General features: G+C 44.0%; 20 protein-coding genes. 5 read left to right on the forward strand and 15 right to left on the reverse strand.

Annotation, left to right across the window (positions count from 1 at the left end):
* Nucleotides 1–88 precede the first annotated feature (88 nt).
* Both E2626_RS06615 and E2626_RS06620 read right to left on the reverse strand, forming a co-directional pair.
* Nucleotides 89–709, reverse strand: a complete 621-nt coding sequence (locus tag E2626_RS06615; RefSeq protein ID WP_134380949.1) for a pyridoxamine 5'-phosphate oxidase family protein — start codon at nucleotides 707–709, stop codon at nucleotides 89–91.
* The gene (locus E2626_RS06620; protein ID WP_134380950.1) at nucleotides 706–918 is read right to left on the reverse strand and encodes a hypothetical protein; all 213 of its coding nucleotides are present in this window, start codon (nucleotides 916–918) and stop codon (nucleotides 706–708) included. Before E2626_RS06620 ends, E2626_RS06615 begins: the two co-directional genes overlap by 4 nt.
* A gap of 126 nt (nucleotides 919–1,044) precedes the next feature.
* Here E2626_RS06620 and E2626_RS06625 point away from each other — a divergent pair, with 126 nt between their 5' ends.
* On the forward strand, nucleotides 1,045–1,326 hold the full coding sequence (locus E2626_RS06625) for a hypothetical protein (protein ID WP_134380951.1): 282 nt from the start codon (nucleotides 1,045–1,047) through the stop codon (nucleotides 1,324–1,326).
* Nucleotides 1,327–1,409: 83 nt separating this feature from the next.
* Nucleotides 1,410–2,543, forward strand: a complete 1,134-nt coding sequence (locus tag E2626_RS06630; protein ID WP_134380952.1) for a M14 family metallopeptidase — start codon at nucleotides 1,410–1,412, stop codon at nucleotides 2,541–2,543.
* A 181-nt stretch (nucleotides 2,544–2,724) separates the two neighbouring features.
* On the opposite strand, the gene E2626_RS06635 is transcribed toward E2626_RS06630, so the two are convergent.
* Together E2626_RS06635 and E2626_RS06640 are read right to left on the reverse strand one after the other, a co-directional pair.
* Complete coding sequence (locus tag E2626_RS06635) at nucleotides 2,725–3,150, reverse strand: DUF5392 family protein (protein WP_166786758.1); 426 nt, start codon at nucleotides 3,148–3,150, stop codon at nucleotides 2,725–2,727.
* Nucleotides 3,151–3,335: 185 nt separating this feature from the next.
* Nucleotides 3,336–4,289 (reverse strand): phosphatidate cytidylyltransferase, encoded by a 954-nt coding sequence (locus tag E2626_RS06640; RefSeq protein ID WP_134381129.1) that lies wholly within the window; start codon nucleotides 4,287–4,289, stop codon nucleotides 3,336–3,338.
* Nucleotides 4,290–4,329: 40 nt separating this feature from the next.
* On the opposite strand from E2626_RS06640, the gene E2626_RS06645 reads away from it, so the two are divergent.
* Nucleotides 4,330–4,887, forward strand: a complete 558-nt coding sequence (locus tag E2626_RS06645) for a hypothetical protein (RefSeq protein ID WP_134380954.1) — start codon at nucleotides 4,330–4,332, stop codon at nucleotides 4,885–4,887.
* Nucleotides 4,888–4,906: 19 nt separating this feature from the next.
* Here E2626_RS06645 and E2626_RS06650 read toward each other — a convergent pair whose 3' ends face one another.
* From E2626_RS06650 to E2626_RS06670, 5 genes are all read right to left on the reverse strand, one after another.
* Complete coding sequence (locus E2626_RS06650) at nucleotides 4,907–5,608, reverse strand: DUF459 domain-containing protein (RefSeq protein WP_134380955.1); 702 nt, start codon at nucleotides 5,606–5,608, stop codon at nucleotides 4,907–4,909.
* Nucleotides 5,609–5,709: 101 nt separating this feature from the next.
* Complete coding sequence (locus tag E2626_RS06655) at nucleotides 5,710–6,099, reverse strand: RDD family protein (RefSeq protein WP_134380956.1); 390 nt, start codon at nucleotides 6,097–6,099, stop codon at nucleotides 5,710–5,712.
* Nucleotides 6,096–6,536: a DUF1801 domain-containing protein gene (locus tag E2626_RS06660; protein WP_134380957.1), complete on the reverse strand. Its 441-nt coding sequence runs from the start codon at nucleotides 6,534–6,536 to the stop codon at nucleotides 6,096–6,098. Before E2626_RS06660 ends, E2626_RS06655 begins: the two co-directional genes overlap by 4 nt.
* Nucleotides 6,537–6,752, reverse strand: coding sequence for a hypothetical protein (locus E2626_RS06665; protein ID WP_134380958.1), 216 nt, complete (start codon nucleotides 6,750–6,752; stop codon nucleotides 6,537–6,539).
* A gap of 47 nt (nucleotides 6,753–6,799) precedes the next feature.
* Nucleotides 6,800–7,834 (reverse strand): DUF2332 domain-containing protein, encoded by a 1,035-nt coding sequence (locus tag E2626_RS06670; protein WP_134380959.1) that lies wholly within the window; start codon nucleotides 7,832–7,834, stop codon nucleotides 6,800–6,802.
* A 151-nt stretch (nucleotides 7,835–7,985) separates the two neighbouring features.
* Between E2626_RS06670 and E2626_RS06675 the strand changes: the two genes are divergently transcribed.
* Nucleotides 7,986–9,008, forward strand: coding sequence for a threonine aldolase family protein (locus E2626_RS06675; protein WP_134380960.1), 1,023 nt, complete (start codon nucleotides 7,986–7,988; stop codon nucleotides 9,006–9,008).
* A 43-nt stretch (nucleotides 9,009–9,051) separates the two neighbouring features.
* Here the strand turns inward: E2626_RS06675 and E2626_RS06680 are convergent, their stop codons facing one another.
* Nucleotides 9,052–10,530: an MDR family MFS transporter gene (locus tag E2626_RS06680; RefSeq protein ID WP_134380961.1), complete on the reverse strand. Its 1,479-nt coding sequence runs from the start codon at nucleotides 10,528–10,530 to the stop codon at nucleotides 9,052–9,054.
* Between the two features lie 117 nt (nucleotides 10,531–10,647).
* Here E2626_RS06680 and E2626_RS06685 point away from each other — a divergent pair, with 117 nt between their 5' ends.
* A complete protein-coding gene (locus E2626_RS06685) occupies nucleotides 10,648–11,184 on the forward strand; it encodes a TetR/AcrR family transcriptional regulator (protein ID WP_166786759.1) in 537 nt (178 codons plus the stop codon).
* 192 nt (nucleotides 11,185–11,376) lie between these two features.
* On the opposite strand, the gene E2626_RS06690 is transcribed toward E2626_RS06685, so the two are convergent.
* From E2626_RS06690 to E2626_RS06710, 5 genes are all read right to left on the reverse strand, one after another.
* Nucleotides 11,377–12,825, reverse strand: a complete 1,449-nt coding sequence (locus tag E2626_RS06690; RefSeq protein WP_134380963.1) for a protein adenylyltransferase SelO — start codon at nucleotides 12,823–12,825, stop codon at nucleotides 11,377–11,379.
* 178 nt (nucleotides 12,826–13,003) lie between these two features.
* Entirely contained in the window at nucleotides 13,004–13,621 is a 618-nt protein-coding gene (locus E2626_RS06695) for an HAD family hydrolase (RefSeq protein WP_134380964.1), read from the reverse strand.
* A 108-nt stretch (nucleotides 13,622–13,729) separates the two neighbouring features.
* Complete coding sequence (locus tag E2626_RS06700; protein ID WP_166786760.1) at nucleotides 13,730–14,077, reverse strand: carboxymuconolactone decarboxylase family protein; 348 nt, start codon at nucleotides 14,075–14,077, stop codon at nucleotides 13,730–13,732.
* An 84-nt stretch (nucleotides 14,078–14,161) separates the two neighbouring features.
* Entirely contained in the window at nucleotides 14,162–14,452 is a 291-nt protein-coding gene (locus E2626_RS06705) for a DUF5316 domain-containing protein (protein ID WP_134380966.1), read from the reverse strand.
* A gap of 18 nt (nucleotides 14,453–14,470) precedes the next feature.
* Nucleotides 14,471–16,132, reverse strand: a complete 1,662-nt coding sequence (locus E2626_RS06710; protein WP_134380967.1) for a DUF2207 domain-containing protein — start codon at nucleotides 16,130–16,132, stop codon at nucleotides 14,471–14,473.
* Nucleotides 16,133–16,158 lie beyond the last annotated feature (26 nt).

The following is a 16,158-nucleotide window of genomic DNA, read 5'->3' on the forward strand; positions in this document are numbered from 1 at the left end:
GTTTGATCATTAGAAAAGCAGAAACTACGATATTCATCGTATTCTGATCATACTGAAAATAAGCAGGTGACAGCACCTGCTTATTAAATCAGTACAACTTATTCTCATAGCTGTTTTTCAGCTTTTCTTCCACGCCCTCCTCGGTCAGATTCGGCAGTTTTGCATGTGCCTGAATGGCTCGAGCCGGCTTTGGCAGCTCCTCTTTTTCTAACCAGGAATCCGGCTTCCAAAGTCCTGATCTGATAAAAGCTTTTGCACAGTGAATAAAGCACTCATCAACACTCACCTTAATCGCAAGGAGCGGGCTTTTACCGTTCACTGCCATCTTCTCAAGAGTGGACGGTTCTGTGATAAGAACTGCACGCCCATTAATCCTGAGCGTCTCTCCAAGTCCCGGAATCATAAATAATAATCCGATGCGGGGATTTTCCAGCAGATTCGATAATGAATCCGCTCTTTTATTTCCCGGTCGCTCCGGAATCAGCAGGTGCTGTTCATCCTCGACGACAACAAAACCCGGTGCATCTCCCCTTGGTGAAGCATCACAATATCCATTTACATCAGCCGTGGAAATTGTTAAAAATGGCGACTTACTGATGAAGCTGCGACAATGCTCATCCAGATGATCAATTACTTTATTTTGTACCAGCTGACTCGGTTCACCTAAATATTCTCTGAGTTGTTCCTCAGTTTTGATATCTCCGATCATATAGTCCTTCTCCCAACTTTTTGTGATAATAGAAACGCAATACTCGCAGATCCCAGCACCACAAGACTGTTAACAAGCGTCATGTTTTCAGCGATTGACTGCGTCCCTGATCCCTGCGTGTATGTATACGTCAGCCATAACCCTGACCCTATTTGATATGCAGCCAGCAATATGATTAGACTCCCAATAAAAATTAAGTATCTTTTCACGTTCATCACCTCTTGTTTACATTTACGTTTGGGAACTAATTTAGTTTCATAAGACAGATAGACTTCTTCATTTACATGAAAAGGAAATAGATGGATAATAGAAGGAAATCACTAAAGGAGAATGTTATGAAGTATTCAATTTTTCGATGGCTTCATATTGCGGGTAGCGGCATCATAACGATTCCGTTCAGTCTTTTCCTGGCTTCCGGCTTTATTGGTGAAAATTATAACGATGAACTCTTTCTCGCACCTGGATTTCTGACCTTTATCGGAGTCTGGCTAATTGGCGCAGTGCTAATGTTCATCAATAAAACTAAAATAATCGGTATGATTTTAACGTCATTGCCTGCAGTATTTTATGTGGCCGTTATCGTTTACGTTGTGATCATACCCGCTCTGACTTACTGAACCTGCAGTCTCCTCATGGTTTATAAATCCTGATAAGTGGAAAGCAAGAAATAATAGATACCGTACAGGAGAGGATGCAGACCATGAAAACCATTGAAGAGTATTTTCCGGTTACATATGAACAATCGAGAGAAACGTTTCGCAGCAACCTTGAAAAGATCAGCCTTTACTGGCCTGAAGCAGAGCTGACGACACGTCCGATTGGTAAGGAAGAAGATAATACAATTGATATGATCTATTCAGGCGGGACTGAAACAAATGAGCGAGTATTATTGATGACTGCCGGTGAACATGGCATTGAAGGTTATGCCGGAGCTGCAATGCTTGATGTCTTTGTTCAGGAAGTTGCAGAGCAGATTGATCCAAAGCGAACGGGGATATGCCTGATCCATGCAGTCAACCCATGGGGAATGAGAAATTTCCGGCGTGTAACAGAGAATAACGTCGATTTGAACCGTAATTACCTCGTAGATCCCGAACAGGTACCACAAGACGTCAATGAAAATTACGAAAACGTGATGAAGGTCTTTCTGCCGAATGGCATCATAGATAACTATCACCTGGCAAGAATTGACCTTCAGACAAAGCTTGCAAAAGGCCTTGTTTCTGAAGGTCACAGCGGTCTGACGAGTGCAAAGGGAATGGGTCAGTACGAATTCCCAACAGGCGTTTATTATGGTGGAAAAGAAAAAGAAGAAAATGCGATATTCCTCCAGGCGATTCAGGAAAAACTGCTTTACGAATATCCGCGGGTGATTCATATGGACTGGCATACAGCGCTTGGACCAACAAATGAAGTTACCATGCTCCTGAGTGAAGATGACGGCCGCTCGCTGAAAGAACTGAAGAAAACATATGGACTGAAAAATATCCAGCAATTCACGCCGGAGAAAACAAAAGGTGATTCCACTCATCACTTTTATGCACTTAAAAACAGACAATATCCTGATACCTATTTGTTTTCCGCATTGTTTGAATTTGGCACATTCGGAACAAGCATGAGTGCCAGCCTGCGGGAATTCATGACGATTATTCTTGAAAACAGACTTCATCATGATGGGGCAGAGCACGAAAAAGACAGACAGGCGATTCTGGATGAGTTCAAAGCGATGTTCTATCCGGAAGAAAAAGAATGGCGTCTTGCTGTTTTAGCAGAAGGCCGGAAAGCAATGTCCAGCTTATTGAAGAATGAAGGGTTGTTTACAATTAGAGGTTAACGCAAAAAGAGGATTGCCCTGGGACAATCCTCTTTTATTTATGCCGTCATTTCCAACTAAGAAGCAGTACACGTGAACGTCGCATTTCATGATTTGAGTGCCGTATTATGACTCAGGACGGAATGATACACCCGGTTTAATGGTCGCATCAATGGATTTGACCGTCATTGCCCGCTTGCAGTTAACCCCAGCGTCCTCTTTTTTCTTTCTGAAGGAATTCGATAAAAAGATCTACACCCTTCAATGCATCATTCCGTACACGTCTTAAATATTCTTCTCGATAGTCACTATCACTTTCCGCGATCCGCTTCAGCATGTAGTCCTGTGTCTGTGTAACGACTTCTGTTCGTTTAAGTTTGGCTTCTTTTGACAACGCCATGCCGACAGCGCCGAGCACGGCAAACAATAGAAGTGCCGGAATGATTTCAGTCGAGACCCCAAAAGGGAGAATGATCAGAAACAGGTTTAGCATAGAAACGACAACAAGTGGTGTGCCCCAAAGTCTGTATTTCAAAAACTGCTTCGTGATTGGCTCAATTTTATCGTTAAGCTTTGAAAGCTCCTGCTGAATATAAGGCGGGTACTGTTCAAGTTTTTTATCCATCATATACAATCAGCTTCTTTCTGCTTATTTGATGTGCTCACTAATTTCTTCTTGAGAAAATTATAATGTGAGTTCATCCCGCAAGTCAAAGACTGTGATTTACAGAAAGGAAATGGATTCAGACTCACAAAGTGGTAGATTCCCTGATTCATGAAATATGGATGAGAGTCAGTCCGCAATTTTCTCTTTTAAAAAATATAATAATAAACCATATGGAAAAATACAGGCGCTGTATAAGTCAGGCTATCAACCTTATTAATCGTCTTACTTTCAATCACCCGTCCATTGACTGTTTCTTTCAGAAAGAAATTTCGTTTCAGAACAGACATCACAACTGTTCCGAAAAATCCTGTTACGCTAATTAACAGTCCGGAGAAAATACTGAAGCTAAGGTTCATCGGTGTAATATAAGGCGCTATAATGACAGACAAAAGAACCGTTCCAATAACGCCTGCCGCAAAACCATCCCAAGTCAGATCGGGATTTGCAGACGGCAGCAGTTTTTTCTTGCCGAATTTTTTCGATACCAGCAGATGAATCACATCGTTAGCCTGCGTCAGGGGAACCAAATACAGCACCATTAATGCGCCATACTGTTCTGCGATCCGTACGTCATGTCTCGTGATCTCAGGCATCGTCGCAAACAATGCCAGATGACTGATCCCAAACACCAGTAGCATTAATCCCCACTGCGTCATACTGACCGACTTTAGGAAACCGGCACTGCCATTCCTGAAAATTCTTACGAGTGGCAGGAATAAAAACACATAGATTGGAATAAAGACAATAAACATGCCATACCAGCCAATATAGATCCAGAAAAAATTCAACGGAATTGCAAGGTAAGCCCAGATAAAAATTCTTCTGTCCTGCTTCCTCGTTTCAAGCATCGAAAAATATTCACGGAGTGCCAGGAAGCATAAAATCATCAGTGAGATCAGCGAGACCGTCGGATGAAAAGCCATTGAGAGCACAAAGATAATCGCCATACCCCACCACAGCTTCGTTCTGATCATTAATTCATCATATTTATCGCTGCCCTTATTTTTCCTTTTATGAAAGTATGTTATAACTGAAACAACGAGACTGACTAAAATAAGTAGTAAGAAAATAAAATATATGTATTGCAACACATCATTCAACTGCTTCACCTCAACTTTCCTGAAGGGAGTGACAACTTCTTTGGATAATCAAAAGATCTATATTCTTTTAACGGATACCGGCACCGCCTTTACTAAAACAATTAAACGCTATACAAAAGCGCCTTATAATCATTCTTCACTTTCCTTAGACCGGGAGCTGATTCAATTATATAGCTTCGGCCGCAAAAATCCTAATAACCCCTTTAATGGCGGATTCGTCCAGGAAGATGTGCTGAAGGGCACCTATAAAAAGTTTCCTAACACAACCTGTGCTGTATATGAAATGACCATCACTACCCGTCAATACGAAAAAATCACCAGAATGATTCGTTTATTTCAAAAAAAGGACCAAAAAACGATTTATAATTTGCTCGGTGTATTCGGCGTGGCTTTCAAAGAACCGTTTGAACCGCATGGCTCTTACTTCTGCTCACAATTTGTAGCAGAGATTCTACACCGGGCAGGCGTGAAGCTCTGGGATAAGCTTCCTGCGCTTGTTGAGCCGGATGACTTCAGGAAGTCTGAGAAAACAGTGTTAATTTATGAAGGACTGCTGACTGCCTATGAACCTGTATCCGGACGTAAAAAAGCAGAGTGATTGCGCACTCTGCTTTTCTTTAAAAATCATATTCTTCAATCATTCGTTTCGTAATTAGTTCATACCCTTTTTCATTCGGATGCAGGGCATCGCTGAAATACTCTGTGCTTTTCTCTTTCAAAATGCCATCCGTTGCGATAAATTTCACGCGCGGATATTCCTCCACCATACTTTTACTCAGTTCATTCCAGTCATCTATAATCTGCTGAATTTCCTCATTTTCAGGATAAGGGTTAAACAAACCTAAAAACAGGATGGGTGCCTCAGGATTCTCTTCACGCAGAATCGTTAAGATCTCTTCAAGGTTCTTTTCATAATCCTCTTTACCTGTCTGAATACGATCATCATATAAAGGATTCAGGTCTCCACCGTTTGTTTTGATCAAATCATTTGTCCCGATAAATACAGTAAAATACTCTGCGTTCTTCAGCGTGGCTTTTACTTCTTCATCCTCCAGCTGTGTAAGCAAGCCATCTGTCTGCTGACCCGGGATTCCATAATTATAGACAGTCAGCGGTTCATCGCGATTTTCATTCACCACTTCTTCAAGGTTTTCTGCATACCCCGCGCCCGACTGATCACCAACACCATAGGTTAATGAATCTCCAAGTGCCACGAGCTCCTGCCCGCGCTCAGGTGTATTATGGTCATATATCCACAATCCCCCCGCACCTGCTGCGAGAACAATCAGTGCCAGGATTGATAATTTCACTTTATTCATTTAAAAAACCTCCTAAGGAATATGGATTCCCCGGGAGGTTCTGATCAAACGCATCTGCTTGTTTTGTCATTAAAACGTTATATTAAGCGGGTCTGATTACCCTATTTCTCGTTTACGACAACAGCCGCATAGCGGTCATGCGCCATGCTTCTGCCATCAACACCTTCATATGTTTCTTTATCTTTAAAATATTTGAATCCGCCCACAGTATCACGATAAACCATACGTTTTAACAGCTGTTCAGTGGTCAGCGGGAACCCGTCTTCACTTTCAAGCTTTAGCCCCATCGCGCGGCAGCCGACTGTCTGCCCGCTGCTCTTCAGCTGAGCGAGTTCAAGTCCCCACATCACTGCAGTTGGTGTGACTAATGCATGGAAGGCTTCATTTTTGATTTTCTTTCTTAACGCATATTCAACACCTGCTGTGACAGCACTTGATACAGCTAAGTCGATTAAAATGGCTTTCAGCCGTCTTTTTGTTACTTCATTCATGTTTGATCTGCTCCTTCCGCCGGATACGTTTTTTGTAAAAATTCAATTGACTGCCTGATCAGTTTCTTCAGCACTTCAGTATGTACATCATTCAGCTTATTGATATACACACATGCTTTACCCGAAGTATGCTTACCGAAATCCTCAAGCAGTGCCTCGCGTTCAGCGTCACCTGTTGCAAAATATAAGCTGATCTTTGCCTTCCTCGGTGAAAAGCCTACAAGCGGTGCATCACCTTCGTGACCGGTTGGATACTTGTAGTGATAAGAACCAAATCCGATGATGCTCGGCCCCCACATTTTTGCTTCATAGCCCGAGGTTTCCTCGAAGATTTCAAGCAGCCTGTATGCATCCTCACGCTTCTTTGGAGAATCCACTGCTTCAATAAATTCAATGACACTGCCATCATGCTCTTTTGTTTTTTGTTCATAAGCCATTTAAGAATCCCCCTTCTGGTCTTTGAAATCATATAGCCCTCTAAATAGCGTCAAGAGACCACCAAGAATTGCAGATCCAATCATGATGTTAATGTGAAGAGGCACTCCTCCTTCTCCAAGTGGTCCGGTTCTGACATGAAAATACATAAAATAGACCATCCAAGTGGCTATTCCAAGCATAAAGAAACCACCGGTCACCTGTATCCACTTTCTCATCGACGACCACTCCTTGGCTTACATACGATTAATTTACTAAAAAAGATTCACTCCCCCTGCCATTTCACATCGTTCCATTCAAACCACCTGCCGTGACCGTCCGTATCACCAATCAAATATCTGGTGCAGCGACCGTCTACATATAGATCCACTCGCAGCTTTCCATCTGTGATGTTATTGAAAATGTGTGCTGTATCTCTTGTGTCACCAAGCGCTTCAACCTTCTCCATCAGATCTTCTCTTACATGTGCCGGCATTTGATTGGCTACATGCGTATGAAAAATGCAGAGCAGCGTATCCTGCTCTGACTGACTGGCAAGCTCAGGCAGCAGGTCGACTCCCTTACCCTCTATGAGCTTCGGCGGGTTTTCTCTTAGAATGACAGAAGCCTGATCAAAGTTTCTCCTTCTGTCATGATGCTCAGGCCAAATCAGCGCTTTTAACCAGAGACGATCATCTTCATGTGTGAGATCACTGATATTCAGATCCACACCAATCCGGCGTTCCACCGGTGGAACGCCCACTGATAAATCAGGCAGGCGGCCATTTCTGACTTCAGATGACAAAGTCAGCATTGACGACTGATTTCCATATAGCGCATCACCATACGAGTAAGCATACTGATCCCACAACAGCTGAAGACCTGCACTTGTCCCGATTTCAATCAGTGACAGCGGCTTTTTAACTTCCCGATATAATGAGACAAAGACAGGATATAAATAAGCGCACCTTCTCACTTCATTTGTCTGAACACGGCGCTTTCTTAACAAGTCACGAATCTGTTTATGATGGGTCAGTACGAATTCTTTAAAGGCCGGAAAAGGTGACTGACCTGTTTCCGGATTTTCCGTCAGACCCGGATAAAAGGCTCTCAGAACATGATGTGATTCTTTCATTAGCAAATACTGAACCGCTCCAAATAGAAGGTTTGGTACAGGCTGTCCCTCTTTGGCATCCTTACATATTTCAAGAAGCTCTGAGTCTTCTGCAATATTTAACGATAATGCTTTGTAAAAAGGGCTTGACCCTTCACATTGTTCGATTGCAAACTGCTTAAATGCGTGTGACAACTGACTGTTCATATGCGTCCTCCCATTTTCCCCTGTTAACGTATCTTCTTCTATACAGCATGTTTGAAATCCTGCATATGGAAATTTACGTTTCGATTGCTTGCCCGGGCTGAATCAAGAGCGTATGCTAAAAAACAGAGATAACGTTTCAGGAGGGGTACATATGATTGATTTACGAAGTGATACAGTAACAAAGCCGGATGAAAGAATGAGAAAAGCGATGTATGAAGCTGAGGTTGGTGATGATGTATACGGTGAGGACCCGACCGTTAACCGTTTAGAAAGATTGGCAGCTGAAGTACTCGGAAAGGAAAGTGCGCTGTTTGTGACAAGCGGTACGCAGGGCAATCAGATTGCTGGACTCGTTCACTGCAGACAGGGGCAGGAAGTGATTATGGAATCGCAGGCCCACCTGTTTTTATATGAAGCGGCTGCAATGTCAGCTTTAGCCGGCGTGCAGATTAAAACACTTAAAGGTACACGCGGTGCAATGAATCCGGCTGAAGTTGAAGCAGCGATTCGCGGTGCAGATATTCACGAGCCTGAGACAGGGCTGATCACACTTGAAAATACACATAATAAAGCAGGTGGTGCAGTGCTTCCGCTTGAAAATATGAGAGAAATCTATGAGATTGCTGGAAAACATCATATTCCGGTTCATTTGGATGGCGCCCGGCTTTTTAACGCCCAGGCTGCAACCGGGATATCCGTAAAAGAATACGCAAAGTACACTGACACCGTTCAGTTCTGTTTATCAAAAGGACTCGGTGCACCGGTCGGCTCCATCATTGCCGGGTCAGATGAATTTATTAAAAAAGCACGCAAATGGCGTAAGCGGCTTGGCGGAGGACTTAGACAGGTCGGCGTGATTGCGGCACCAGGGATTATTGCACTTGAGAATGCAGAACGTCTGAAAGACGATAACGCCAATGCAAAGAAACTGGCAGACGGCCTCCTGAATATTAAAGGGGTTGCCATTGATAATGAAGTGCAAACCAATATTATCCTGATGAACCTTTCAGATTCAGGGATTGAAACAACAGTATTTCTTGAGCAGTTAAAAGAAAATGGGATTATTGCAGGCGGCTTTGGACCTGGCATTGTGAGGTACGTAACGAACAACGGGGTTTCAGAAGAAGATATTGATGAGACGTTAAAAGTGGTTCAGAAAATCATGAGCGTATAACCTAAAAAGGTGTCCGGCATTTTATCGCCGGACACCTTTTTTATTATGAAGTCATTCTCTCTTCTTCAATAGACTCCGCTTTTGCAGCTTCTTTTCTTCTTTCTTTTAAAAATAGCACAAGCACTGCGCCGATCACTGCCATACCGGTTGCAACTGTAAATGTCAGTCCATATCCGGCATACAGAGCATCCGCCGACACTGCTGCTTCAAGCTGTTCAGCGCCAAGTCCTGCGTAATTGGACATATCAGGTTCAAAGTTCAGTGAAACCTGCGTCATGATCGTAATCAGAATCGCCGTTCCAATCGCAGCCCCTACCTGCTGCATTGTGTTTGCCATTGCTGAACCATGCGCATTCAACTTTGCCGGAATCTGATTTAATGCGTGTGTCATGACAGGCATCATGCCAAATGATAATCCGAACATACGGATTGCATACACAATCGTAATCGTTGTAACCGAAGTCGTTGCATCAAGTGTTGTAAAGAAGAACGTTGTAACAACGACAATCAGCATCCCTGGAATCGCAAGCTTTTTCACACCAAATTTATCAAACAGAATTCCTGTAATCGGTGACATGATCCCGATCACAATTGCACCCGGCAGCAGCATCAGGCCTGAATCAAGCGCACTCAGTCCTCTTGCTGTCTGCATATACATCGGCAGAATCGTCTCCGCACTAATCATCGCTATAATCACAAATACAGAAACAACCAAACCGATTGAAAAATCCCTATTCTTAAATACTCTAAACTCAAGCAATGGCGTTTGCAGTCTCAGCTGGCGCCATACAAATAATCCAATAATCACAAACCCGCCGGCAACACACGAAATGACAAGCGCATCATCCCACCCGCGTTCAGATCCTGTACTGAAACCGTATAACAATCCACCAAAACCAAGTGAAGACATCACAATAGAGATGACATCAACCCTTGGATTAGTCTGCTCTGTCACGTTTTTAATAAAGACAAATGCCAAAATCCATGTGAGTATCGCAATCGGAAGCACTGCGTAAAACAACATGCGCCAGTTATAATATTCTATCAGTAAGCCTGATAAAGTCGGCCCGATCGCCGGTGCAAATGAGATCACGAGCCCCATTAATCCCATTGCTGTTCCTCGCTTTTCAACCGGGAAGATATTAAGCAGCACCGTCATCATCAGCGGCATCATGACACCCGACCCCATTGCCTGCACAATTCTTGCCACTAGCAGCAGTGCAAATGAATCTGAAAAAGCAGCGACTGCCGTTCCGAAAGTAAATACTGTAATCGCCGTGATAAAAATCTGCCTCGTTGTAAATTTACCGATAAAAAACGCTGAGATTGGAATCATGATTCCGTTTGTCAGCAGAAATGCTGTCGTCAGCCACTGCACCTGGTGCGCGCCGATATCAAAATGCACCATAATTTCAGGCAGCGCCGTTGCTAGCAGCGTTTCATTTAATAAAGCAAAAAAGGCACCCATCAGCATAACTGCCACCATAGGACCTTTTCTTATATGCTGAAAAGATTCTGTCATTCGAATCATCCTTTCTATATAAAAATCACAGAGTTTATCATAAAGGATTCTTTACTGGTTTTGAATGATCAATTTTTCTATAATGTACAGATAAACGACAGTGTAGGAGATGTGTCTATGAAAAAGGAAGATTTACGGGTGAAGAGAACAAGGAAGCTGCTGTTTGATTCACTGATCCGCTTACTGAATAAACCCGGTATTACATTTGAAGGTGTCACAGTCCAGCAGATCTGTGAGGATGCAATGGTCCACCGGTCGACGTTTTACTCCCATTACACAGATAAGTATGACTTATTTATCGTGGAGCTCGGTCGGCTGGATGACAGACTGGATGCAGCTGATCGGGTGATGCGGCTGAAAAAGCCTTTTACCATGATGCAGAAGCTGGACTATCTGGAGGAGCTTGAACACGTGTTTTTAGCAAATCAGAATGACACGTATCTGGCTAACCGCCTGCAGCAATCCTTTAAGAAAAATATTGAACGGGACCTGACCTTGTTAAGCGCTGAAGCGGATAAACTGGATGTGCCGCTTGATATGTATGCAGAATTTCACTCAGGGACCATCGCGATGCTGCATATGTGGTGGCTTAGGCAGGACAAGGTGTATACAGCTGAGGAGATGGATATTTATTTTGAGCGGTTGATGGGGTGATGGGCGGGTTCGGAGATCAGGCGTAGTTGTTCGCAGAAAACATGTGTGTGTTCGGAGAATAGCATGCCTGGTTCGTAGAAAAACACGAGTGGTTCAAAGAATAAACACGAAGGTTCAGAGAATAGTGTAAAAAGACCTATCCCTTATACGCACAAAAAGCTGCCCTTCTCAGGCAGCTTTTTCATTTTCATCTCATGTGCCGCAAAACGTCCGGTAAGTTCCTGCTTCCGGATCCGGCCCATTGCAATAAGGCGTCTGCTCATCACTGTATGCGTAAGGGTCCTTCAGCACATCCAACAGACGGTACATGACACTGAAGTCGTCGCGTTCAACGGCCGCTTCAATCGCCTCTTCCACACGGTGATTACGCGGGATCACATTCGGATTATGCTGTTTCATCAACTGCTGAACTTCTTCAGTTGAAGCATCCTGACGTTCAAGCCGCTTATTCCATTCCGTTGACCAGTTCTTGAAATCATCACTGTTTATCGGAACTTCACCCAGCGTCAGCTTCCGGAATGTATTTGTGAAATCAGCTTCTTCTTTATGCATTAAGTTCAGAAGCTGAACAATCAGGTCTTTATCTCCCGGTTCTTCATTCATTAAACCTAGCTTATTCCGCATCTCATTCAGCCATGCCGCTTCATATAATTCACCGTATTGATTCATTTCCTGCTGGGCAATGCTGATTGCTTCCTCCTGATTTTCATGAAGCAATGGAACAAGACTCTCAGCAAAACGTGCAAGATTCCATCCTCCGATATGCGGCTGGCTTCCGTATGCATAGCGTCCCTGGGCATCAATTGAACTGAATACAGTAGACGGATCATAGTTGTTCATGAAAGCACAAGGTCCATAATCGATCGATTCGCCGCTGATCGTCATATTATCAGTGTTCATGACGCCATGAATGAAACCGACACGCTGCCACTTCGCAATGAGTGAAGCCTGATTTTTCATGACACCTCGGAGCAATTCCAGGTAAGGATTATCAGCCGAAGCCGCCTCGCTGTAGTGACGTGTAATTGCATAGTCAGCCAGCGCCTTCACATTTTCCGCTTCAGTCAGACGGACAGCGTATTCGAATGTTCCCACCCTTAGGTGACTTGAAGCCACCCGCGTGAGCACCGCACCTGTCAGCATTCTTTCACGCCTGACCGTTTCACCTGTAATTGTGACTGCAAGACTGCGGCTCGTCGGAATTCCTAATCCATGCATAGCTTCACTGATGATATATTCTCTTAGCATCGGACCTAGTGCGGCCCGGCCATCACCGCCGCGTGAAAATTTCGTACGTCCTGATCCCTTTAATTGAATATCCACTCTTTTTCCTGATGGCGTAATCTGCTCTCCGAACAATAGCGCACGTCCATCTCCAAGCATCGTGAACTGGCCAAATTGATGACCTGCATATGCCTGCGCAATCGGCTCAGACCCTTCAGGCACTTCATTACCTGCAAGTATGTCTTCTTCATCAGCCAATACTTCCGGGTCCAGTCCAAGCTCTTTTGCAAGAGGTTCGTTGAGCACCACCAGATCGGGGCTTGCAACCGGGTTCGGCTCCATTTTAGAAAAAAAGATCTCCGGCAGCTCTGCATAAGTTTGCTCAAGCTTCCATCCTGCTTTTGTCTGCTGTGTCATCGTGCATCCCTCCTCTTATTATGTTCTCCTGACTTCAATTTTAACATGCCCATTTTTGAACAAGATCAGCGTCATTGCGGGCGAGTGAGTGATCGGCTTTGTGAGTTCGGCTCGTGCTTTTGTCAGTTCAGCTGCCGCGTTCGTGAGTTCAGCGACCTTTGCACTACACGCCACCAAATCAAAAATGCTTTTTTAGATCTGGCAGCCGCTCAATCTCATACTCAAAATCATTCACTTCTCCAAATCCATATTTCGCATACACAAACGGTACACCTGCTTTGCGCGCTGCATCGCGGTCTCCCTGTGTATCTCCTACATATATAGAATCCTGCAGTCCGTTCCGGTCAATCACCAGCTTAATATTCTCACCTTTTGAAAGACCCGTTCTTCCAGGGTTTTCAAAGTCATCGAAATACTTGTCGAGCCCGTGATATTCATAGAATGCCTCAATGTAGCCTTCCTGACAGTTACTTACGATGAATAACCGGTACTTTTGAGATAAATCTTTAAGTGTATCCTCGAGATCGGGATACAGTTCTCCACCATTCTTCGCCACGTAAGGAATTTCAATTTCAGTTAAATAATCCATTACAGATTTCTGATCTTCTTCACTTAGTTCAGGGAAAAAGATCTGAGAAATTTCATGCATCTGCTTCCCCATTGTCTGCTTCAAATCATCAAGCGTCAGCTTCTTATCAACTTTCGGATAATCTTCAATTGCTTTATTCCATGAAGTTAACACGGTTTCCCGCGGATCCCACAGCGTGCCATCCAGATCAAAAATTATGCTATCCATATGTCATTCCTCCAAAAGTGCTTTTGTTTGGGTTTACCCGAATTCTCTTGCCTATATGTATGAAAAATATAAATGCCTGACAACCGCAAGCTGTCAGGCTCTTCAATATCATCGATTACGAAACTGCTTCAGCAGCTCAATTCCCATTGTCACACCGTGGCTCATCGCAGAACCGCCGCCATAAGCTGCAGCGACCATCATTGTTTCGTGAATCTGCTGATCAGTACAGGCATGTTCTACACATTGGTCCATATGGTAGGCAATGCTTGATTCATCACCATCATTCACTGCAATTGCCAGTGCCATCAAGTGCTTCTGAGGTTTAGGAATATCTCCCTCTTCAAAAGCTTTGCCGGTAAATTGATTGTACTCATGAACAGCTGACGGCATAAAATCATGGATGTTTTCGATTCCGCGGCGATAACGATTTAAAATATTTTCTCCATCTAAATTCATGTTCCCACTCCTTCTCAGCATTCGTTTTACATCTAACGAACGTACTCAGAGATTAGGATGACCCTGCGGGAATAACGGTATACCTTAATTCAAAGAAAAATACAGGAATCCCGCTATGATTAAATTCGGTAACGCCAATTGAGCAGAATACTTCATTATTTTCATACGGTCTTTCCGTCCTTCTTTTGTTTCAGTGGCCAGATTCGCTCTCATCTCACTGCCACTGACCATTGCGCCTGAAGAAAACATCATCACGATCAGAAACAATAAGCCGAGGCCTGCTGGAATGGTGTAAATCTCTCCTGCACCCCAGATGATCCAGGATAGAATAACTCCGAGCAGTCCAAGGCCTGTTCCAATACCGACTGTTTTCACCCAATCACTCCTTTTTTATTAAAACGCACCTGAACCTCCACCGCCGCCGCCAACCCCGCCTGCTGAACCGGAAGCAGCCGATGAGGCACTGGTACTTGATGCTGAGGCATTGGCTGACTCGAATCCCGGTGAAATAGCGACTGATAATAACAGAAGGGTAGCTACATCAATTCCACCGTGATCCATCGATGGTGTAAACCCTGAAAATTTCTTTTCAATTGGTCCGGAGATTTTTTCATCATTTGTTCCGATTCCGTATAGATACACCCTCATCTGATCGTCCTCAGTCCAGTGATTTGTATCCGGATTCTTCTTCACGCGCTGCCATTCCCGGTTGATCATGACGCCCTCAAGTGTTCTCGGGTGATAGCCAAGCACATATGCCAGAAATCCTCCGATCAGTACAATCGAAAAGAACAATCCCGGCAAGAGGTCAAACAGCGGGAATAAAATAAGAAATGGAATCATTACCGCTGCCGCTGCCATTACCAGCCTGCGCCGGGTGCTGATATTTTCAGACAGCTGTTCTGCATCAACTTCTTCCTTAATCGCGGCATGCCATTTTGCCTCATAATCCTGAAAGATTTTCTGATTAGACTCTTTTTTGGCAAACTGCTCAACTTCTTTAACAGTAAAGGTGTCTCCATTTCCGATCGTATCAAACAGCCATTCCGCTAAAATGCGCTCATGATCCAGCAATCCGTTTCTCTTTATCAAACGAAATTCGCGTTCTGTTTCCTGAATCACATGACCTTTTCTCACAAGTTCCAACAGGGCTGCATTAATGGCCTGACCTGTCAGCATATGGTAGTAGTTGAAAGAAATTGTCCCCATCAGTGACATGATTTCACGTGGCGGCCCATTCGGTGATAGCTTTGAATCAGCCTTACGTTTAATACCTCTGGCTCTGACCCATGCTCTGATCCAGATGATACCGAGCAGCAGAGCTTCTAATACAAGGACAACAATCCCGATATTCATGATCCAACCGCGTGTTTCTGCAAATGCAGCAGCCTCTTCTTCCTGACGATCAATTTCGCTCATCAGGTCAGACCGGATTTCTCCATTCGTCCCTTCAACTGCAAATACTTCAGCATTCCACGCAGCCTTGACGTCCCCATTCTTACCCTCAGACACGTGACCAAGATTGAATACCACGGTGCCTGACGCATCAGTTACAGCTGTGCCTTCAGCTTCACCATAGCCGAGTGCCAGCACATCTTCTGTTGGCGATGGAGGTGTTAAGGTAATGACCATATTTTCATAATCCGACTCATTTTCTTCGCTGAAAAATGGCCAGAAAAACTGACCCATATCCTCGTGTACAGTCACTCCATCCTTAATCATATAAGTGAGCGTTACCGTAATCGTCTCATCATCACCACTACGGTAAATACGATAAAGGCTCCCATCCTGTTCAATATTTAACGAATCGTTATTTTCAAAAGCCTGAAATTCAGTAATCTCAGTTCCTTTCTTCGTAACCAGTCCTCGTGAAATTCCATTAAATTCTCCATCGAATTCATAAGTGTGAGTTTCAGTCACATAGACATCCCCGGATTCCTGAACTTCCGCATTGATGTCAGATCGCTCAATGGAAAAATCCACCGCAAGTGCCTGCCCCGGGAAAAACAGAAACACGCCAAGCACTACTGTCATTGTGATTCTAAGTACGTTCATGTTCGTCACCTCTTACGTAAGTTACG

This window comes from Jeotgalibacillus salarius (genome assembly GCF_004405125.1).
Classification (GTDB): Bacteria; Bacillota; Bacilli; order Bacillales; family Jeotgalibacillaceae; genus Jeotgalibacillus; species Jeotgalibacillus salarius.